Here is a 23,111-nt window from a genome sequence, read left to right on the forward strand (position 1 = left end):
ATGCTGCTGGTGCTGCGGTGGACGCTCACCTTGGCCGGCGCCGTAGTGGTGCTGTGGATCGGGTCGGCGTTCCTCGCCGCTCCCGCCTCTGCTGCAGCGGCTCCGGCGATGGCGGTTTCAGCGGGAGTGCTGAAGGGAGGCGTCAGCAACTCCCTCATGCGTCCGCAGGCCGAGAAGAAGAAGGGCTCGGAGAAGAAGGGCTCGGAGAAGAAGGGCTCGGACAAGAAGAGCTCGGACAAGAAGGGCTCCGAGAAGAAGGAGCCCTCGGAGAAGAAGAAGCCCTCCGAGAAGAAGAAGGAGCCCTCCGAGAAGAAGAAGCCTTCCGAGAAGAAGAAGGAGCCCTCGGAGAAAAAGGAGCCCTCGGAGAAGAAGAAGCCCTCCGAGAAGAAGCCCTCCGAGAAGAAGCCCTCCGAGAAGAAGCCCTCGGGGAAGAAGGCCTCGGACAAGAAGGCCGAGAAGCCTGAGAAGGCCGGGCGTAAAAAGGGCGACAAGGTCGAGCGGACGACAGACGACGTCGAGCGCAAGAAGGCTGCCGAGGGCCAGCGGAAGTCGGCCGGCAGGCTCGCGCAGGAGAAGGACGAGAACGGCGGCGTTGCGGAGGAGTCGGAGGAGCTCTTCCGGCAGCGGATTGCCTTCGAGAAGAGCAAGGAGGAGATTCGCGACGCGAAGCGGGCGTTCGCCGACGGCGAGATCACGAAGCGGCAGTACCGCAAGCAGGTTGCTGAGCATCGGGCTGTGCGGCAGAAGCTGGTGTCCGAGCGGAACGACGTCTCCGCGGAACAGCGTCGTCAGGTCCACGGGGTGGTCGAGGGGCAGCAGCGCCTTGCCGCGGCCGAGAAGCGGCTCGCGGCGGAGGAGCGCATGGTCGCCGGGGGCACGATGACTCGCCAGGCGTACCGGAAGCACCAGGCGGCGTACGAGAAGTTGCGCACCAAGGTCTACACCGCGACGGACGCGCTGATGGAGCTCACCGACCGAGACACGGACGTGGATCTCGGCGACGATCTGGACGGCCGCGGCGCCACCAGCGGCTGCGGTGTGGACGGCGCGTTCGTCGAGTGCGGCTCGGTCGTCGAGACGGCGAACGGGAAGCAGCACGTCGACCGGTGCATGGCCGTGTCCGGGCTGTCCGGCGGCTGTGGTGTGACCACGAGCGCGGGCAAGATGAAGTCGTCGGCCTCCTGCGACCTGACGGGCGCGGACCGCGGCTGTGCGAGCGACGCGACCGGCCGGGGCGCGGGCGGCACGAAGACCGTGGCGGCGGCGCGGTGCGAGGGCAAGGTCCGCGGCTGCGTCCAGTACAGCATCGCCACGCCGGATGGCGGCGACGCGGAGTGCCGGTCCGGCGGCGGCAAGTGCACAACCCGCTCGGCAGGGCCGTTCCGGGGCGCCGCACCCGACGAGCGGACACGGACGGTCGCGAGCTGCACCGGCCTGTGCGAGGTCGACTCGAGCGCCGACCGGTACGCGGCCGAGTCCGGCTGTGAGACCGAGGCGGGGCGCTGCTACAGCCGCAGCAACGACCTCGATAAGGATGCCTTCGGTGTCGGCAACGGGCCGCGGGGTGCGGGCGAGCAGGGCGGTTCCGCACGGGCGGTCTGCACCGCGGCTGACGGCTGTGGCACGGCCACGGAGGTAGCGCGCGAGGACGGAGAGGGCGTCGAGGCGGTTGCCGACATCGACTGCGGCGGCGTCGACTGCACGGGCCGCGCGGCGACCTTGACCGACGCAGGCCGCAACGTGTGGGTGAGCCCGGAGGCCCTGAAGCGGTGGGCCGCGGCGACGTCCAACGATGTGCAGGAGCTCGGCAAGCCGGGTTCCGCGGCGGAGGCGGGTGCGCTCTGCACGGTGTCGGCCAGCGGTTGCCAGGCCACCAGCACCTCGGACAGCAACGGGAGCGACGCCGGCGGCCGCGCCGAGGTCGACTTCGATTGCGAGCGCGTCGAGTGCGTCGGCAGCGCCGTCACGCGGACGGCCGGTTCGGTGCACGGCGTGGACCCGGACGCGGTGCGCAAGGCGGGCGACCGGACCACCTGCAAGGTCACGGACGGCGGCTGCGAGGTGGGCTCCGGCTCTGAGGTCGACCGCACGGTGCAAATGCGTCCGACCGGCCCCCGGGGGGCGATGGTGCCGACGGTGCGGCTGTCGGCGGCCAGCACGTCGGACACGCAGCTCGAGTGCGAGCGGGAGTCGTGCGTCGGCTCCGCGAAGAGCACGACCCGCGGCGCGGCCTCGGGCGACGTGCGCGGTGTCCGTGGCAGCGCCGGGAAGTCCTCCTGCGACGCGGCTGGGGCCGGGGCGGAGTGCGCGACCACCGCGAAGACCGTCGTGGAGGACCGCGACCCTGCTGAGGCGCGGAAAGCGGGCCTGGCGGCGGTGTCCGGGCCGGTGAGTGTGTCGGAGGCCGGTGTGTCGGTCGACTGCGACGGTGGCGACAGCAGCTGCCGGGTGGCCGGCTACGCGGGTACGTCGGCTCGGGACACGGGAGTGACGCCGCACGGCCGGGGTACCTCGGCCGACCTCGAGTGCACGGTCTCGGGCGGGGACTGCGGCGGGCAGGCGACCTCGGCGTCGTCGAGCGCCGCTGACCACGTGGTGCTCGACCCGCGGACGGGTAAGCCGCTGGCCCGGCAGCCGCGGACCGGACCGTCGTCGACGTCCTCGTCGGAGGGCTACCTGCGGTGCGACGCCGGCACCCGCTGCACCGGATCGGTGAGCACCAGCAGCAGCGCGTGGGACGGCGCGGTGAACGGCGGCAAGCCGCGCACGTCGCAGGGAGATCCGGCGTCGTGCACGGGGGTGTCGGGCGGCTGCGAGGCCCGCTCGGTGTCGACCGCGTCGTCGGGTCGGGGGGCGTCCTTGGAGCTCGCGGCCGACCCGGCCGAGGTCAACACCAAGCGGCTGCCGGTCGGTCCGTCGGCGGCGTCCGCTTCGGGTGCGGCGATGTCCTGTGAGGGCGAGCGGGTGTGCACGGGCACGGTGCGCAGTGGGGCGTCGGCGATCGACCCGTCGGTCTCGGAGAAGTCGCGGGGCTCGTACTCCACCGGCAGCTGCAAGGGCGTGCGCGGTGGGGAGTGCGTGGCCGTCACGAACTCGGGTTCGTCGACCGGCCCGGACGCGAACGTGATCGCCCCGCTGATGCAGCAGCGTTCCACCGAGAACGCCACGATCACCGAGGGCACCACCGGGGAGCAGACCCCGGCGGGTGAGCAGGGCGGCCCGCAGCAGCCGGGGACGCCGCCGGCCCCGTCGGCGCCGGGTTCGTCGGCGAACTCGGGTGGTCCGACCGTGCCGGGTGCGTCGAGCTGGACGATGGCCGACGCGGCCCTGGACTGCACGGGAAGCACTCGCTGCTCCGGCCAGGTGAACACCTCGGCATGGGCCACGGACGGCCCCACCGCCGGCAACGACGGGCACGGTGCGCGCGGTCCTCCGGCCCCGTTGAGCGACACCCAGGGGTGCAAGACCGGTCGCAGCGACTGCGTTGCGCAGGCGGGCTCCGTCGCCGGGTCGGGCCAGGTCGTGGCCGACATGATCGCGGAGCAACGGGACGAGACAGCAGGACAACTGGCCGAGCAGGCCACCCAGGCACGGAAGGCCGCCAGGAAGGCGGCACAGGTCGCGGCCCAGGACGGCGCGACCGCGAAGCAGAAGAAGGCAGCGAAGCGGGCGCAGGCCGCTGCACGCGAGCTCCGAAAGGCGGCGCGCGAGGCGGCCCGCGAGGCGGCGAAGCCGGTCCGCCTGGCCGACGTCGTCACCGAGCAGCTGGAGGCCGCGGCCGAGCAGGCCGCCGCGGATGCCGTCGAGGCGCGCAAGGCCGCCGCGAAGAAGGCGAAGATCGCGGCCCGGAAGGGCGCGACCGCGAAGCAGGAGAAGGCCGCGAAGAAGGCGAAGGCCGCGGCCCGCAGCGCCCGTGAGGCGGCGCGCGACGCGGCCGAGCTCGCCAAGACGCCGGTCAGGGGCGCCACCGCCGCGATGGCCGAGGCCACGGGCACCGCGGAGTGCTCCGGCCCGGGCTGTGTCGCCTGGGGCGACGCCGGAACCTCCGGCACGGTCGGCGACAGCCCGACGGGCGCGCGTTGCCGGGCCGCTGCGGACGGGTGCGCCGTCGCCAGCAACTCCAGCGCGATGTTCTCGCGCTACTCGAGCGCGGGCGAGCACCGGTCGCTCGGGAGCGGGCAGTCCAGCTCCCAGGTCGACTGCCCGGACGCGACCTGCAAGGGATGGGTCAAGGGCGCGCCGAAGGTGGAGCACGGGCCGGAGGCCCGCCATATCCGGAGCGGCGCGCGCGGGTTCGCCCGCTGCGCGGGCACGGCAGGTTGCCAGGTGGGGATCACCGCGGCGACGTACGTGGAGACCGCCGACGACGACCGGCCTCGTGGAGGTACCCCGCGTAGCGGGTCCGCATCCGCGACGGTGGGGCTCGACTGCGCCGAGGGTCGCTGTGTCGGGAAGCTGACCGGATCCTCCGGCGCCGTGGGCGGGCCGGACGGGCGGCGCAGCCACAGCCAGGCTCGTGGGCTCGCGTTGTGCAAGGCCGGGACCGGCTGCCAGGCGCAGCTGACCGCCGCGTCGTCGGTGCAGGCGGGCCGGACCGAGAAGACGAAGACGGAAGACGCGAGCCGGTTCGCCACCACGAACGCATCGGTCAGCGCGGTGTGCGGCAACGGGACTAAGCGCGGCTGCGCCACCCGGACCTGGTCGAAGACCCGCGCCATGGGCTCCGCCGACGGCGCGGTGCGCGGCGTGGCCACCTCGCGGTGTGGCGCCTTCGGGGCCTGCGCGTCCGGGACGGGCGGGTACACCGCGAAGGACGCCGCCCAGGTCAACGCGACCTGCCAGGGCGTGAAGTGCCGCACGAAGACCGTCGGGCCGGCGACGGGCGAGGGGCTGCGAGGTAAGGCGCTCGCGACCTGCCGGGCTGGGAAGGTCGGTGGTTGCGCCACCACCATCCAGGTCGCCCGCTCCGGCGAGAGTGTGCAGGCGGTGGCGTCGTGCCGCGGCGGGAAGGGCGCGACGTGTCGCTACGGCGCCCGGACGAAGGCCAGGAGTATCGACCCGGGCGCCACGGCGTCGGCGTTCGGCGTCTGCCGCGGCACCGGCACGGGGTCGGGGCGGTGCGCCACCAGCGCGTCGGCGCGGACGACCGCGGACGGCCAGGCCCAGGCCGCCGCGTCCTGCAAGGGCGGCGCACGCGCTGACTGCCGCTACGTCTACGCGGCCGCGAGCGAGGCGGACAGTGCCACCTGGGGCAACGAGGCGTCGGCGGGTGCCCGCTGCGGCGAGCGCAGCGGCACCGGCTCGGGGTGGTGCGGCACGAACGCGTTCGCGGAGACCGACCCGACCCAGGCAACCGCGGCGGCGTCGTGCGCCGGCAGCAGGGGTGCGGGGTGCCGCTACCGGGCCGAGAGTCACTCGAGTGCGCCCGGCGCAGTCGCGGACGCCGTCGGGTTCGACAGTCTGACCTCCGGTGAGGGCTTCGTGCAGGTCGGCACGTCGGCCCAGAACGTCGACGGGGTCGCGCAGGCAGGTGCGTCGTGCGAGGGGAACCCGGGAGCGTCGTGCAGCCACCACTGGGAGGTAACGGCGTCGGACTACGCGTCGCACCCGTCAGGTTCGTGGGCGTCGGCCTACGCGCACGACGAGGGCGGTGGCGCGATGGGCGAGAGCGCCGGATGGGTGTTCGCCGACGCGCAGGCAGGCGATCGCACGGCAAATGCCCAGGTGGGCTGCTCCAACCCGGCGCACTGCGACAAGGACTACGAGGCGTACGTCGAGTTCACCGCACAGTGGGATGTCTCTGCGACGTGGGAGGCCCCGTACCGGGAGTGGAGCCAGTACAAGAACGGCACCTGCTCCGGCACCACCGGGGATGGTTGCGGCGTCTATCAGAACGGCTCCGACGTCGGCTGCTTCGGCGACTGCGCGAACCTCTCGGTGATCGCGGGCAACGCGACCTACGTGAACGTCGGCATATCCCTCAGCGAGCAGGCCGCGCTCGATGCAGACAAGACGTCCGGCGGCAAGAAGGCCCCGATCCGCGATATGGGCAAGGAGCGGGAAGGCGTCGAGGCCGGCTGGGCGTTGACCGAGCAGACCCGAGGGGAGTGCCTCCCCGGGGTCTGTGGCGGGTACTCGCCCGCGCAGGAGGAGACCCGGTTCGTGGGAGCGGACGAGAAGGTCCCCGCCGACGCCGTGCCGGGCTTGCGGGTCCCGGAGAAGGGCCAGCAGGCCGCCGACTCGACGATCCAGACCGGCAAAGTCGGGACCCCCTTCAGGGCCATCGGGAAGGGCGGCGCGCGCGCCTCCTACGACCCGAGACGTCCCGAGAACGAGACCTTCAGGACCGTCTCCGCCGAGGGGGACGTGGCTGCGAGCGGGTCGTACGCGGGGATCAGCCGTGACGGGGAGGGCAACGGCCAGGCGTGGGTCCGCGGCGACGGATACGTGATCAACGGTCGGACCGGTGAGCGGATCGAGATGGGTGTTGTCCACGAGGACACCACCAACACCTTCCGGCTCACCGACCGCCACGGCTCCCCGTTTGCGGTAGCGGACGCGAACGGCAATCTGACGCCGCTGCGCACCGGCCTCCCGGACGGTGAGGGCTCGATCCGGATCATTGGGAGGGAGATCCAGATCCCCGGCAAGCCGAAGGGCACCTTCGGCCGGGATGACTTCAACATCTCCGCCCCGGAGATCACGTACCGCGGCCGCGACGGCCACGGCAACTCCGGGAAGTTCGTGTGGGACGGGACGGGCTGGGGCCGGTTGGCCGAGGGCTACGTGGTCACCGGTCAGGGTCCGAAGAAGAACGACGGCACCGCTTCGTGGTCGGCCGGCATCCCCTCGGTGAACACGAACTCCCCCTTCCTCACGGCGGACCCGGACTCGCCCTTCCACAGGGACTTGATCGGCGACTTCACGGGGGAGAAGCCGATCGCCACATGTACGGGGAAGGACTGCGTCACCGCCAGCATGGTGGACGGGGTCATCGCTGCGTCCGGCGATGAGGGTGTCGTGGGCCCGCGGGTGGGCGCGAACGGCAAGGTCAGCGTCGTGACCCCCGGCCGGGACGGGCTGGGCGGCAAGATCTCCATCGACGGCTCGGCCGAGGTCACAGGTCCCGGCGGTGTCACGCTGGACTGTGACAACTGCATCGGCACGCACTACATGCCGACGGAGAAGGGCGCCGGTGGGATCAACACCTGCGCCGTGCGTGCGGGCGGCAGCTGCACCGGCGACGACGTCTGGAAGAACGGCAAGTCGGATCACCAGGACCTCGTCGCCGCCGACATCACCCCCGGCCCCTTCGGCAAGGCGGGCGACGAGATCGTCGCCGAGTTCGTTCAGTTCCTGAGGAACGAGGACGGCACCGGTGGTGGCTCGGTGGTGTTCATCGACGGGGACGCCGAGGCGCGGGCCACCGACGCGTACGGCAACTGGGTGTCGACCTGGGGCAAGGGCGGCCGGAGCGCGCTGACGTACGCGGAGAAGGACGGCAACGGCGGCCGCTGGTCGTGCCAGCAGGGCGAGAACGGTGGATGCGACGGTTCGGGCACGGGTACGAAGTGGATCGAGCCCACCCGGGACGTCACGGCGGCGCTCGGGCTTTTCGACGAGGACTGGGCTCCGGGGCCGATCCGCCCCGGCCACAAGCCTGACCGGAAGACCAAGGAACCCAGCATTCTGGACTTCATCGGTGGGCCGAAGCCGACCGACCCGAATCGTCCTGGTTCGCAGACGTTGCGTGACCGCGGCGATGCCGTGCTCCGTCCCCTCAACGGCATGGAGTACGAGCAGTGGCTGGACGGCCCGGGCGAGAAGGCCACTGCTGACGCCCACGCACTGGCCGTGGACATCACGAAGGACGGTGGCTCTCCGGCGGAGATGTACGAGCTCACCGAGTCGATCAAGGCGAACCCGAAGCTGTGGGACCGGATGCTCCGCGGTGAGGCTGCCCTCGCCGACCTGGAGGCGGTCCGGGGCACCCAGGACACCGCGACCGACACCGTCGCCGAGATGGAGTTCGCCTCCGATAGCGGGCTGGCCGCCGATGTCACCCGCATCACCGACCCTCTCACCTATGCCGGGCTGAAGACTCCGGTCCTCGCCCCGGCCGACCCGGTCGCGGCCGCCTTGTTCGGCGCGCAGGCGGACGAACGGGCGCGGAACGAGGAGATCGACGCGGATCTCGCTGCCGACCTGCAGGCGAACCAGAACCGTTACCAGTCCTACCTCGACGAGGAGAAGGATCTGATCGCCGATATCGCGACCTCCGAGGCGGGCGGACCCGGTGACCCGGACACGCTGAACGCCCGTGCGGATGCGCAGCTTCGCGAGTTCGCCGCGATCGTCCTGGAGAACGCCAAGTCTCAGGCAGACGCACGCGACGCCCGGCTGGCGGCCGGGAGCGTCCTGCGCGACCTCGACGAGGCCGTCGCGAAGGCGACCGGCGACTTCGCGTACATCGAGGACGTCGCGCAGGAGCGCCGGAACGTCGAAACGTCCGGCGACCTGATCTCGCTGCTGCCCGGGCCGGGCTCGATCAGGCCGGAGCCGTCGAAGGTCTTGGTCCGCGCCGATCTTCCGCAGGACGAGAAGGAGCAGATCCGCGCGCAGGCGCGGGCGAAGGCGATGGCCACGGCCGTCAACAAGTACACGGACGCGGTGAACACGATCCTGGACTTCACGGGCGTGGTCGACCAGGGCTACACGGCCGCGATCCACGCGCCGCAGCACCGTCCGGTGGCCGGGAAGACGCGTCAAGGCATGGACAGCGACGGCAACACCTACTCGGTCGACGTCAACATCGGTGACATGCGCCTGCCCTCCACCGGGTCCGCCGACCTGGCGTTGGGGATGCGCGCGAAGCACGTCTTCGACAACGGCTGGATCTTCGAGAAGCCCCAGCGCCTCACAGTTCCCGCACAGGTGGGTTTCGTGGCCGATGTGGTCGATCTGATCGACCAGGGGGCGAACCCGCTGGCCGGCCTGTCGCAGGACGACCTCGTGCACAAGGCCGCTACCTGGAGCGACGACCCGTTCGACGTCGCGCCATCGACCGCCGAGCAGCTTGTGGGCGCCTATGACAAGTGGGGCTTCTCCAGCGACAGCCTGCTGCGGCAGTCCAGGAAGCGCTGGCTCGTGGGCGGGGCCGGAGCCGTGCTGCCCGCGTCCGAGCGGGACCGGCTCGCCGACATGGTCGACGGGAACCACAACTTCTCGAACCCGCTGACCTGGTTCGAGACGTTGAACGAGAGTTCGCAGAGCTTCGCCGCCGGGGCGGAGATCGCGTACAACCAGCGTCTCGGTTCACCCGAGGCCTACACGGGCGAGGTCTCCTCGCCAGCGCTCCGGCAGCAGGACCTTCTCGTCAAGCTCGGCCGCGATGCGACCACGATCAGCGCGGGTGCCGCCTCGTTGCCGGGGCTCGTCGTCGGCGGGGGTGTCGTCGAAGGGGTGAATCGCGTCGAGGGCGCCGTCTCGATGATCGCCAACCCCGAGAAGCACGCCCGGTACATCGGTGAGAACGACATCGGACTCGCGTTGGTGCTGGGGCCGGTCGGCCAGTCGATGGTCAACCCGGACCTTGCCTTCGCGGACGAGCGGCTTCCCGGCGAATCGGACACCGACTACTACAACCGGGTCGCCCCGCTCACCGGCTCGTTCATCCGCACGCCCGTGACGAACATCCACAACCGGTGGTTCGGCGACGGCGACCCGAAGAAGGACTACGGCGAGCGTCCGCTGCTCACGCTCCTCGAGGACACGATGCCGCTGATGGTGGTCGCGGCTCCGGTGTCCATGGTCGCTCGCGGTGCCGCACGGGGCGCGGCGTCCGCGGCGCTCCGTTCCCAGGCGGAGCTGAACGCCATGAAGGGGATGCCACACACGGCGGCGAACCTGAACAAGGCACGGGCGTTGCAGACGGCGCGTGATCGGGCGTGGCAACGGCATGACACGTTCGACACGATCCACGCCGTCGCGGAAGTCCCGGTGTTCGTGGCGATGGCGCCGTTCAAGGCGGCGGGGTTCGTCGTGGGCCGGAGCCTGGGCGCGGTCGGCCACGTGGCCACGGCCCCGGTCGCGCACGGCTTGCAGGCGGCGAGCATCTGGGCACGGCAGCGCTCGTATGCGGCACGCGCCGCGTCCGCCGGGCCTTTGGCCGCAAGCGCCGACACGTTCGCCGCCGGTGCGACCCGGCTCGGCCGGATGGCGGAGTCGAACCGGTCCCTGCTCCTGCACGGCGGTCTCGGTTCCCGGGTGTTCGGGGCGGCGGGGTCCGTCCTCCAGGCTGCCTTCGGTGGTCGGGAAGGGTGGCGCAACCTTCGCGAGAACGGTCTTGGTGGTCCGCGAGACGCGGGTGTCGCGTACCGAAACCTGGGCAACCTCCGCCCCTGGGCGGAGGACAGCCCCGGTGCGCTCCGTACGGCCCCCGATGACGCCGTCGAGGCCGCCTACCAGAAGCGCGTGGACGCGGTGAAGCAGCAGCTCACCGACCACGTGTGGGACGAAAGTTCGGGCAAGTCCTACAAGGAGCACATGGCCGAGGTCGAGCAGAAGCTCGCCTTCCGCAGGAAGGACGGCGTTGCCGACCCGGTGCTCGAGGCGCGGCTGCGGGGCATCGAGAACTCCCGGAAGGCGATCCTGAACGACCGGGCCGCCGGCTGGGCCCGGGGCGCGGCCACGCAGCGAGAGCTCGCCGCAAGGATCGTGCTGGAGATCGAGGCGGGCACCGCGCGGACGGTTCCGGAGCTCGCGGGCAAGCTCGGCGTCAGCCGGCGCGCGGTCCGGGACGCGCTGGACCGCGAGGTCGTGGAGCGCGCCCGATACGGCAACGGCCCGCGGGTGCTGCTCACCGACCGCAACGGCAGCTCGGCGGTCGAGCGGCTCGGCGGCACGGATCCCGTCCGTGCCCTCGCCGACGCGGTCGATGCTCGCATCGAACTCGCCGGCAAGCCGATGTCGCTCGAGGAGCTGGCCGCCGCCCACGGCGTGACGCAGAAGGAGCTGATCGCGGCCCTCGAGCAGGACGCGAAGCAGCACCGGGACGGCGCCGTCCTGCCGCGGGTCGAGCTCGGCTATGACGGCAACGGCAAGCGGGTGGCGGGCCGGCCGGGCAGCGCCATGTGGTCCGACGACCCGACGCGGCACAAGCTCGCCGAGGACACCCTCGGCTATTTCAAGGAACGCGGCGACGACCCGGTGACGCTCGCGGAGCTCGCCCGGTCCACCGGAAAGAAGAAGAGTCAGATCGCGGCCGCGGTGCGTGACTGGAACAGGGAGCTCACCGAGCACGGCGAGCAGCCGCTGCTGTCGATCACGAAGGACAAGAAGGGCACCCAGTGGGTCCGGCCCCTCCGCCCGGCTCGTGACGCGAAGCCCGCATGGCGGAACGCGGGCAAGTTCGAAGTCCCTTCGAAGAAGGATCTGAAGGATCGACTCAAGAAGGCGGAGGAGGACCGGGACAAGGCGCTGGCCGCCCTCGATGCGGAGATCTCGCGGACCACCGACGCCACCCGGCTCGAGGAGCTGCGTGACGAGAAGGCCCGGCTCGTGGCGAAGCGCAAGGAGGGCCGCGCCGACCGCGCCGACCGTGAGGCCGCGCTGCCCAAGCAGATCGAGAATGCGAAGAACGAGACTCGTCGCAGTGAGTTGAACGCCGAGCAGAGGCGGCTCGAGCTGGTCTGGGGGGTTGACGAAGCCAAGCACAACCTGGACACGAACAAGCTCCTGCGCCGGCTCGTGTCGCGCAGACAGCGTGATGAGTTCTGGCACCAGGTCAACGCGATCCGGGATGGTGGCGAGACAGAGTTCGCAGCCCAGATGCAGAAGGCGCTCGACGGCAGGCTCTCCCGCGCCGGGACGTTCGCGGTGATCCATGAGGCGCTTCGGCTCGCGAACGAGTCGCGCACGAAGCCGCACACGGGGAAGTCGTTCAACATGTACGGCGTTCAGCTCGCCGCAGCCCAGTTGCTCGACGACCCGCGGTCATTGCGGTTCGCGCTGCGGCATCCGGCGCTGCGGCGGGTGGTCGTCGAGATGGCGACCGGCGAGGGCAAGACGAAGACCGGGGTCCTGCCGATGGCCAGGAAGTCCATGGAGAACCGGGGTGGCGGGGTGCACCTGCTGCTGCGGGATATCCAAGGCACCAAGGACGCGGTCGCCGAGTACGTGCCGGTCTACGGCGTGCTGGGCATGTCGGTCGGCGTCCTGCGCCACGGCTACGCCTTCGTGTACGAGAGCGGCCGACTCGTGCGTGCGGGTAGGGACCTGCAGGCCCGCCGGGCCGCGTACGAGGCTGACATCACGATCGGTGAGGCGAAGGAGTTCGAGTTCGATTACCTGTATGACCTGGACCGGCCCAAGGGGCAGCGAGTCCAGACCAAGCACGTGTTCGCGTTGGTCGACGAGGCCGACGAGCTCCTGATCGACGACGCCCGCACCGCGATCCGCATCGCGGAGTCGCGGAAGATCATTCGGGACGAGGAGATCTACCAGGCCCGTGACGACGCCGCCACGCTCGTCGCGGACGGCGTCGTCACGGTCAAGCGTGATCAGCGGACGCGTCTCACCCCGCAGCAACGCGCCGAGATCAGCAGGCGCCGCGGCGTGAACGGGCTCACCGAGCAGCAGGTCCGCGACCTGGAGAACGCGTTCGACGCGATGTGGCACGTCCGGGGCAAGGACTACATCCGCAGCCGGGTCACCGAGGGATCGACGGCGAACCGGAAGGGTCGCCAGTTCGTCGCGCTGCGCGGAAACGGCGGGCTGACCGACGACGGCCTGCAGATCCTGATCCACGACAGCCTGAAGGGCCGGGCCCTGATCGGGCAGAAGTGGGACCGCGGTCTGCACCAGGCGGTCGAGGCCAAGGAGGGCCTTCCGATCTCGGCGGACCAGGTAACCAAGCGCTCCACCACGATCGCGGAGTACATGCGCCTGTACGACGAGACGGCGGGGATGACGGGCACCGCGGAGGAGGTCAAGGGCCTGTTCGCCAGGCACTTCGGCATGGGGTTCGTGAAGATCCCCAGGAATGCGCCGCAGAAGCTGGTCGAGCGGCCCGCCCGGGTGTTTGTCCAACGCGACGCCTTCATCCGCCGGCGTGCGCACGAACTGGCGCAGCGGATGAAGGACAACCCCGACAGCGCCGAACTGATCAACTTCGAGAACCCGAACGACGCGGTCGAGTTCCGAAACGCGCTGGCGAAGGAAGAAGGCTTCCCCGTCGCCATCCTGACTGCGCTCGACGAACACATCACCCTCGAGGAAGCAGTGGTCAGAGCCGCCGGCATGCCGGGCAGGGTGACCGTGGCGACCAATCTCATGGCACGCGCCACCGACGTGAAGGCCGCGAAGAGAGTGAACGAGGTCGGCGGTGTGCGGGTCACCGTGTCGGACGTGCACATCTCGCCCCGCGGCAACCGCCAGAACTACGGGCGCACCGCGCGCAATGGCAACCCGGGCTCGGCAGGTATGGAGATCTACCTCTACGACGAGACGGTCTGGGGCAACCTCACCGCGAAGGAACGCAGGCGTCTGACCGACAAGTACGGCGATCTGGACGAGTTGCCCCCCGACGCCGCCCCCAAGCTCGTCGAGAAGGTCATCAAGCGTGCGGGCCGAACCAACCGGCGACACGCGTCCGCGGGACTGCGCGGCAAGGGCGAGTTCGAGCGCTCCATCACCCGCGACGCCGAGGAGATGCCCGCCGCGCAGACGGGCGAAACCGGACAGGACGCGGTGATCCACGCTCTCGCCGACAACGTCCACTCGGCGGCGCGTACCTCCGCGGCATGGCGGTCGAACCTCGCTGCGGCCGGTGCCAAGGCTGCCGAGGCGGCGGAGGAGCTCCGCAAAGCCACCTCCACGGCCGAGCATGAAGCCGCCCGCGACAAGCTGGCCGCGGCCAACCGGGAGGTCGCGGCCGCTGCCGCCGCGGTGAACGCGGCCGAGAACGACCTCGCCAAGGCACAGAGCCGGTACCAGGCACGGGTCCGCCGAGCGTCGGACGGGGCCAAGTCTGCTGAATCGCCCGATACCGCTGACGAGCGCACCGCCGAGCAGCTCGGCGTCACGCCGGAAGCCCTCGCGGACATCCAGCAGCGGATTGCCGACGGCGACTACGCGGGCGCGGTCGCGGCGCTGCTGGAGCTCGTGGACGGCATCCGGGCGATCGGTGCCTCCGCCACGACGACCTGGGGTGCGGCTGGCGACGCCGCGAACGCAGCCGGGCAGGCCGCGGTGCCGATGCAGAGCCTCGCCCTCGCGGGCCTGGACGCACAGGGTGATGGTGGGAAGGTTCAGCGCGACGGGGTCACCGACGCGATGACCCGGCTGGAGGCGCTGCTCGCCACCCTGCCCCAGAACGCCACCGGCGACGTGACCACCCGGCTCAGGTTGGAGGAGGCCACCGCGGACGTGCAGTCCGCGGACGCGGCGGCGGACCAGCAGGCCCGAGCGGTGCGCCGGACACTGGACGACGCCCGTGCGGAGAAGGAGGCCGAGCTCGCCACCCGCGGCACCGACCTCACCCCCGAGGAGGTCAAGGACGAGCTGGCGAGGTGGGAGCTCGAGCGCCTCGTCGAGCTGGCCACCGCCCTCGGGATCGGCGTGCTCGACGTCCTGGACCTCCTGGCCGCCGCGGACGACTCGTCTGCGACGGACCTGCCGGACACGTCGTTCGCTGCTCGGCTGGACTGGCTGGCGCGGCAGCAGGAGGCCATCAGGACCGAGTCGAGCGCCGTGGCTGCGCACTGGCGGCTGAATCAGGCCTTGTACATCGCCACCGACGGCGCCGACTCGCTGCCTCTGGACCGGATCGCCGGAATCACCGGCCTCACCGTCGAGCAGATCAATGAACGTGTCGCGGAGATGAGGCTGGCTGTCGCGGTCCGGCGGGTCGACGAAGCGGAAACCGAGCAGGCTGCGGCGCAGGACTCCGCGGAGCAGGACGCCGCTGACGAGAAGGGCACCACCGCCGAGCCCCCCCAAACCCGGTTCACGCGGCTGGTACCCGCGATGCGGGCCGCGGCCGCGGGCGGCCTCTCGGCGCAACGGATCGCCGAGATCACCGGGTTGCCGATCGGCCAGGTCAGCATGGTCGTGAGCACCGAGTCCGACCAGAACTTGATCCAGCAGATCCACGACTGGTTCCAGGGCAAGGACGGCAGCGACCGCGACGGCGGGGGCACGGACGCGACCGGGTCCGGCCCGACCGAGGAGAGCGCCGGAGAGACCGGAGTCGGCGACACCGCGGCAGCGGGTTCGCCGCAGGTGAAGGCTGTCGAGAACCTGCGGAAGGCCGTGGATCGGATACAGGCCGCGGTCACTTCCTGGAAGAAGCGGCGGGACGAGGCCGCCCAGACCCTCGTCGCGGCCAAGCAGCGCCGTGACAACCTGCGCCGGAGCGCGGTCCACTGGTACTTCGAGGGGCAGACGTTCGGTTCGGAAGCCGAGTGGCGCGCCGCGGTCAGGTGGATGGCGGACGCGCTCGGCGTGGAGTTCACCGACGTGATCCGCTACCTCGACAGCGGGGAGCCCGCCACAGCGCCGAAGCCCGGTGTGTTCTCAGCCGGTCTGGCGACAGTGATCGGCGCGGCGGACCGCGACGTCACCCGCGCCGAGATCGAACTGCGGCTGACCGAGCTGGTGCTGGAACAGATCGACCGGGACAAGCCCTCGCGGCTGGCACAGCACGTGTGGTCGGCACACCGGGTCGGGCTCGACGTCGACCAGATCGTCGAGCTCACCGACCTGCGCCGCGAGGACGTCGAGGCGATCGTGCGGGACGGCGCGGTCGAAGACCTGCGCAACACCGTGCGATGGATGGACGCCGCGCTCGACAGCGCACAGCAGCGGCAGGCGCAGGCACGCCGCGAGCTGGACGATGCCCGAGAGGCGGCGTCGGCGGCTGAGGTCGCGGTGCAGGACGCCCACAACGCGTTGGTGCAGTTCTACGAGAGTGGCGCCGATGCGAAGAAGCTGACTCTGGCCATGAGGCGGGCCCGCGGGGCTGGCCTGTCGGTCGATGTCATCGCCGCGATCACGGACGTGCCGAAGGATCAGGTCACCACACGCGTCGTCGGGATCGAGCAGGGCGACAGCTCGGGCCCGCAACCCACCGACGAGCAGCTCGCCGCGGCCGCCGCCAAGCTGAAGGCCGCGGTCGACAAGATGGACAAGAAAGTGCGGGCTCCCTATCAGGAGGCCCGGCGGAAGCTGACAGCAGCGCAGGCGGCCGTGACCGAGACCGAGGCCGCTCTCGCAGCAGCCACCGACGCTGCCGTTCGATTGGCCGCGCTGCACCAGGAGGTGCTGACCGAGCCGGTTCACCGGGCGCACGCGGCCGGGGTGCCGGTCGAGGACATCACCGCGATCAACCGCGGCGATGGGCGCCGCGAACGAGCCGGCCTCACCCCCGAGCAGATGCAGCGGATCCTGGGCGCCACCGATCCGGTGACCATGCTGCAGGACGCCGTGGACGGCGTACGCGCAGAGATCGACGCCGCGAGGCAACAGCAGGCAGCGGCCGCCCAGAACCTGGCCGCCGCCGAAGCCCGCTGGAACGAGGCGGTCGAGCACGGGGGCGTGGATCTCGGTGCGGCGAACCGCGACGTCCTCGCGGCGAAGGCCGAGCTGCGGGCGGCCGAAGCGGCTCTGGTCCGGATCGTTGCGGGTGAGCAGCAGGCGTTGACTCAGCCGGTGTGGCAGGCCCACCTGGCCGGGCTCGGTGACGGCCGGATCGCCGAGATCACCGGCCTGTCCCGGGAGCAGATCGCCGTCAGCATCCGGGGTGCCGCCGCCCGCGACCTGCGGCGCGCGGTGGAGTTCGTGGACGGGATGCCCGATGCCTTCGTCGAGCCGTTGGGAGCGGCGCTACGAGCGCAGGAGCAGGCGCGGCAGGACCTGGCGGCCGCCCAGGCGGCGGTGGCCGCGGCCGAGGGTGCCGTGCAGGCGGCCTACGAGGCGGCACGGCAGGGTTACCTGAGCCACAGGTTCGCGGAGGCGATCGCTCCGGGCGTGCGGGATGCGTACCTGGCCGGGGTACCGGCCGAGGACCTTCGCGGCGTCCTGGAGGACCGTCTACCGGAGGACCAGGTCAACCGGATCCTCGCATTCGCAGGCATCCGGCACGTTCATGGCGCGGTCCGGCAGGCGACCGACATGGAGATCGCGGCGGCCACGGACGCGCTGTTGCACGCGATTGCGGCAGCCGGGATGCCGTGGGAGGCGTCGTTCCGGGGAGCCCAAGCGGACCTGGACGCTGCCCGCACGGCTGTAGGCCGGGCGATGATGGCTCTCGCCGAGGCCGACACCGCGGTTCGTCGGATTGCGGCGGCGAGGCAGACGGCGCTGGCGGAGCCGGTGCGCCGGGCGCGTGCGGCCAGGGTGCCGGACGAGGAGATCACCGCGATCACCGGTCTCACCGCCGAAGATGTCGCAGCAATCCCGGGTGGCCCCGGCCGTGAGAGCGACGGCAACCACGGCGCCCCGGCCCCGGCGCTCCCGAGCCACAGCCCGGACCGCAAATCCGGCCACAACCAGGGCGAGTCACCGCCGAACGAGACAGGCGACGACGGCCCGGTCACCGGCAGTTCCGGCGGCGCAGCACCGGAATCGGATGCTCCCGGCGCAGGCCAGGGTGCTCCGCAGTCCACCGGCGACAGGGGCCGCACCGACTCGTCGGCGAAGGGCTCGGCCGCCGGCAAGGAGCCGACGTCGCGTGGTCCACCGCTGTGGAAGCGGATCAAGACATTCGTCAAGAACACGTTCGGCGCCCTCCGCTTCGAGCTCGGCGCCCTCCGCTTCGAGCTCGGCGCCCTCCGCTTCGAGCTCGGCGCCATCCGCGACGAGGTCGGGGCGTGGGCCGGTCGGCTGTGGGACGCCGCGAAGAAGCTCGCCGGGCTCGCGGTCACTCCGGCCCCGGCGACCACCCTCGTTGTCTGGGCGATGTTCGTTCTCGGCATCGTGGCCACGAAGATCTGGCCTCTGCCCGACATCAGCTTGATGGTCGCGTTCCTGGTCAGTGGCGTGCTCACGGCGTTCATGCCGAAGCTGTCGCAGAACGTCTGGGTCAAGCGCGTGGCGTGGACATTGATCGTCACCGCGTTGGTGGCTCGGTTCAACCTGCACATCGAGGGCATGCTCAACGCGGCGGCGCCGGTCGCCAACCAGTTGATCGCCGGGTTGTTCTGGGTCACCGTCCTCACCACCGCGGTCTATGCGGTCCCGGTGCTTGGTTCCCTGATCGCCTCCCGGCACTCGGTGCCGGACGCGGTGAAGAAGTGGTGGGAGCGGGTCAACGCCTGGGCCGCGACGGTGAGTGCGTGGGCCACGCTGGTGGCGACCGGGTTGATGATCTATGCCGTCACCGTCCACGCCGACTTCGACGGCATTGTCACTATTCACCCGGTCGTGTTCGCCCTGGTGCTCGCGACGTTCACCGGGTTCGGCGGATACGCGCTCCTGCACCTGTTCGACAAGTACACGGGCAAGTTCTCCGACTACAGGCTCCCGCGCCTGGTCGGCAAGATCAGGGACACGGTGTCCGACCGCACGCTCGAGGACTACTCCGTGTACTCCGCGGCGACCATCGGCATGTACGGGGCGCTATACCTGCTCCATCACCTCCCGGTGCTGATCACAACCATTGGCGTTCTCGCCTTTGCCCTGCTGTTGCACTGGGGGCTGACCCGGCCCGGATTCACCCCGGCAGGCAGGACGGTGAACGCCGCGATCGCGACCGTGCTCACCGCGGTCGGCACGCTGGCGGCGACCGCGCTGTTGTTCGGTTGGCCGGTCGTCCCCACGGCCGTGGGCGTCACGGCCGTCGGCGTCGCCCTGGCCGCCACCGCCGCCTGGATGTGGTTCGGCTGGGCCGGGGCGGGGGGCAGCAAGGTCGCGGTCACGACGGTCGCGGCCGGTTCCGTGCTGGTCCTGATCGCACTGTCCGGTGGCGGGCCGGAGATCGTGCTCGCGGCGGTCGCGATGGCGGGGCTGGCGGTCGCCGGGCTGCTCGTGGGCGCCGCACGAATGGCGTGGGCCCGGGCGCCGCCGGTGGTGCGGGCGCTGGTGCATCAGTGGCTCGCGCAGCTGCAGCCCGCCCGTGAAGGGGGGCCGAGCCGGTATCGCGTGCTGGGGAAGGTGGCATGGCGGGTGGTCGCGTTCGCCGCCGTCCTGTTCACATCACTCCTGGTGACGGCCCAACCCGCGTTCGCCGCGGTGGCGGGTGTGGCCGGGGGTGTCTCGTTCGTCGGGCTGGGTGCCGGGGCCGTATCGATCGTGCTGCTCGGGGTCTGGGCTGTGCGGAAGATCCGGGAGTCGCCGCGCTCGATCCCGCTCGGCGTCGATGGTCGCCGCACGAGCCGCCATGAGAAACATATGTTTGCGGGGCTGCGGCCCGGTTGGGCGTCGACGGAAGCCCTGGGCGACGCGCAGCCCGACCGATTGGCCGCTATGCGTGCCACCTGGCCTGACGGTCCGCCCCAGGCTCCGCGCAGCAGCGGCGATGAGAGGCGCAGACCAACGCAGGGTGAGAACAATGGTGCGCGGTCCGCGGAGGCCGGGGAGATCAACCTGTACGAGTTCCCGACCGACACTGAGCGGTACCAGGGCCGGGCGGGCGAGCTGGGCGCGGTGCCGGCCGGCACGTTGTTGTTGGTTGCTGCCGGTCTGCTCGGGGGCGCGGCGGTGTGGCTGGGCGGCGGGCTTGAAGCGGCGGGGGTTCTGGTGCTGTTCGGCGCTGTGCTTGCGGCGCTGCGGGGGCTGTGGAACGCGGTGCGGGAGCGGGCGCCGCCGGTGCTGCGCCGGACCTTTGTGGCGCTCGGGGTGGCCGGGTTGCTGGTGGCCGGTGGGGTCGTGGCCGGTGGGCCCGCGGCGGCGATCGAGGACGGGCGGGAGGTGTCCGCAGCGGCCGAGGCGCCCTGGGCCGTGCAGGTGGCGCTGGACGGGGACTTCAACGGCAGCGGCTCGCTGATCGACGACGAGTGGGTGCTGACCGCCCGGCACGTCGTGGAGATCGACCGACATGTCCGGGATGATGTGTCGGTCGGGTTCGGGAGTCACCGCGTCGCCGGACTGCGCTGGGTCAATGTGGACGAGGTGCACGTCCAACCCGATGCGGACATCGCCCTGCTCCACCTGGCGGCTCCCGTGCGCTCGGGCCGGGACACGATGGTCGGATTCGTCCCGGTGGCGGCTGATCACATCGTGTACGGGGCGCGGGTCGACACCTACGGCTGGGGTTCGGTCGCGGACCGGCCGGTGCTGCCCGACGTGCTCAAGGTGGCGGTGGGGGACGCCGATGCCGACGACGTCGGCGAGATCAAGGGTGTCACGGTGATTGGCGGCCCAGGTCTGGTGGTCCGGCCGGTCACCGGTGCGGTACGGGTCGGTGACAGCGGCGGCCCGGTGCTGGCCACGACCGGCGACGGCGACCGGGTGCAGATCGGCGTGGTGAGCGGATACAAGCAGGTCAGCGCCTCGAAGTCGGACCAGATGTCGGTGAGCGTGGCTCCGTACCGGGAATGGATCGTCGACATCACCGGTGACGCGGGCGTGCTCGCTCGCGAGGGCGCGCCCGTGCCCGGGACGGTGCCGCCCGGTGCGGCGGTGCCCGGGATCGGTACGGCGCCACTGGTCCTCGACGAGAGGTGGATCAACCCGGACTGGCCCGCGGACGAGATGGGCCAGCGGCGGACGATGACCGCCCGCCTCAACCGGATCCAGGCGGACATCAGTCGAGTTCGGGTGGCGCACGAACTCATGGCGGCGGCGTACGGCGACCCGATCCCGGGCCTCGCGCGGCTGCGCGACGACGCTGCCCGATTCCCCGGTGACGCCGAGGCGACCCAGATCGCGCAGGAGGCGGGGCGGATCGCCGACATGCTGGATGCGGCTGGCCGTTCCGATTCGTGGAGGCAGGCGGCGTACCTGCGCAACGACGTGCTCGAGCAGCGTGACCTGTCGCGGATTGGCACGCAGGTGGAGCGCATGGAGGCCGACGTCAAGCGCGCCGCGGTGCTTCCGGACTACCCGGCCCTCGAAGAACGAGTCGACGATCTGCGGGAACGGCTACGGGCCGTGCAGCAGCGCGCCGCGGCAACCGCCGTTGCCGGCGTTCTGGGCTGGGCCGCGCTGGCCGGGTTCGTGCGTGCCTGGCTGCAGAGTCGTTCGATGGCGTTGTCGCTTCTGCACACCGGCCGTGGTCGGCGTTCCGCGGAACGCGGTGTTCTCGCCGACCCCGGTGATTCCCACCTTCAGGATTCGGAGAAGGAGGCCCCCGGCGGTTTCCCGGTACCGGAAGCCACAGATCGCGCGCCGGTGCGCGGCGAGCGAGATGAGGCCGGGGAGATCACCATCCGGGCGGCGGCCGGTCTGATCCTGCTACTGGCGGGGGTCGCGGGTGGGATCGCCACGGCGGTGTTCCTGACCGGGCCGGTCCTGCTGGTCGGAGCGATTGCCGTCGTCAGCGGCTCGGTGGCGGTGGGGCTGGGCTTGCTGTTGGCCCCGGCGCGGCCCGGTGAGGCGCCGATGTCGCGGAACAACCCGGAGCTGGACCGGCCTCTCGGGGATGGTCTCAGCGACACGCAGGTCCGGGCGTTGCGTGGTGTTGCTCTGGCGGACCTGCTGGGTTCGGTCGCCGTCGGGTGGCGTTGGTTGCGTCCGATGGTGCGCGGCTGGTTGTCGCTCGCAGCAGTGGTTGCGGCTCGCGTGGTGGTTGGGGTCCGTGCGCTGGTGGGTGGGCGGTCGGTGCGCGGACCGACGGTGGCCCGGCTCGCCGCCGCGGTCGCGTTGACGGTCACCTTGGTGGTTGGAGGGCCGGGCGGGGCTGCGGCGAGGTCGGCCGCGACGCTGTTGCTGGGCGGGCTAGTAGTCCTGGTCACGACCCGGCCGGGCAGTTCGCTGACGATGTGGATCGTTCGCGCCGTCGGGTTCACGGCGCTGGCCGTAGGCGTCATCGAGGTCCTGCAGGTGCTGAGCCGACTCGCCCAGCACCTCCCGCCGTCGCTGGTCCGGTTCGCGCTGCCGACCTACCTGCCCGACGCCGTGATCGCTCCGTGGTCGTGGCTGATCCACCACCTACCTGCCGGGATCGTGGAGACCGGAAGTCCGGCGCTGTGGGCGTTGGTCTACGTGGCGCCGTTCGCCCTACTGCTGAAGGCGTTCGCGAGGCTCGCCCCGACCACCTACCACCTCGGCCTGGATCCCGATGCGCCGCCGTCGATGATCCGGCATCGGGACTTCCCGGGCGTCACGGTCGATGGAGCAGATCTGGTCCACGACCGGGGTTCGACTCCCGAACTGCTTGCCGGGGAGCTGAGTCCCGAACAGCGCAGGGCGATGGCGGAGGTCACCGCGAGCCGGTCTGCCCGTGGTCCCCCGGCGGGGAACGGGGCGGTCGCATGGCTGGCCCGCGAGCTGCGGTCGGCCGGGATGGAATCCGCCGGGGCCGCCGCCGCAGCGGAGCGGGTCATGCAGGGTGGCGTGCACCTGCACCGTCGGTCGGTGAAGTGGCTGGCGAAGCAGCTCTTCGAGATCAGGCAGGCGGAGGAGAACTCGAACCGGTCCGCCGACGAGGTTGAGCGCGCGGCCCGGATCGCGGCGCTGATCAGGGCCGCCGAGTTGCTGCGTAACGGGACCCGGTTGCGGGTCTGGAGGAAGGCGCGGCTGGAGTGGAAGCTGCGGCGGACCCGCCTGACGGGGGAGCAGGCCCGGGACGCCGCTGGGAAGGTGTGGGCGTCCGCCCAGCGCGGCGAAGGCACGATCACGTTGATCGCGGAGAAGGTGCCCGCGATGCGGGCCGCGGGAAAGTTGGCGGCCGTTGTCGCGCACGAGGTCGCGCACCTCGACGGTCGTGAGTGGACGACCCACGGCGGTGAGGCGGCGTGGAATGTGGGCTGGGCCGGGGCCCTTGGGTCGGGCGCCGGTGCCGTGGCGCTGGCCGGGTGGCTTGCGAGGCCGGAGGTGGCCGTCGCCGTGGTGGTTGCGCTGGGTGTGGTCGCGGCAGTCGGCCTGGTCGCCTTGGTGGCGGCGCGGTGGGTGGTGGCCGCGTTGCGTGGTGTGTGGGGTTCGGTGCAGGCGCGGACGCCGCCTAAATGGGT

At 71.3% G+C, this 23,111-nt stretch carries 1 protein-coding gene (cut by a window edge); it reads left to right on the forward strand.

Features of this window, described 5'->3' with window-relative positions; genetic code table 11:
• On the forward strand, window positions 1-23,111 hold the 5' portion of the coding sequence (locus tag K1T35_RS06935) for a M20/M25/M40 family metallo-hydrolase (RefSeq protein WP_220259333.1). Its footprint extends 27,118 nt past the window's final position; the window shows 23,111 of its 50,229 coding nt (coding positions 1-23,111); the start codon lies at window positions 1-3; the stop codon falls past the right edge of the window.

It is taken from the genome of Pseudonocardia sp. DSM 110487 (assembly GCF_019468565.1).
In the GTDB taxonomy this organism is placed as follows: Bacteria; Actinomycetota; Actinomycetes; order Mycobacteriales; family Pseudonocardiaceae; genus Pseudonocardia.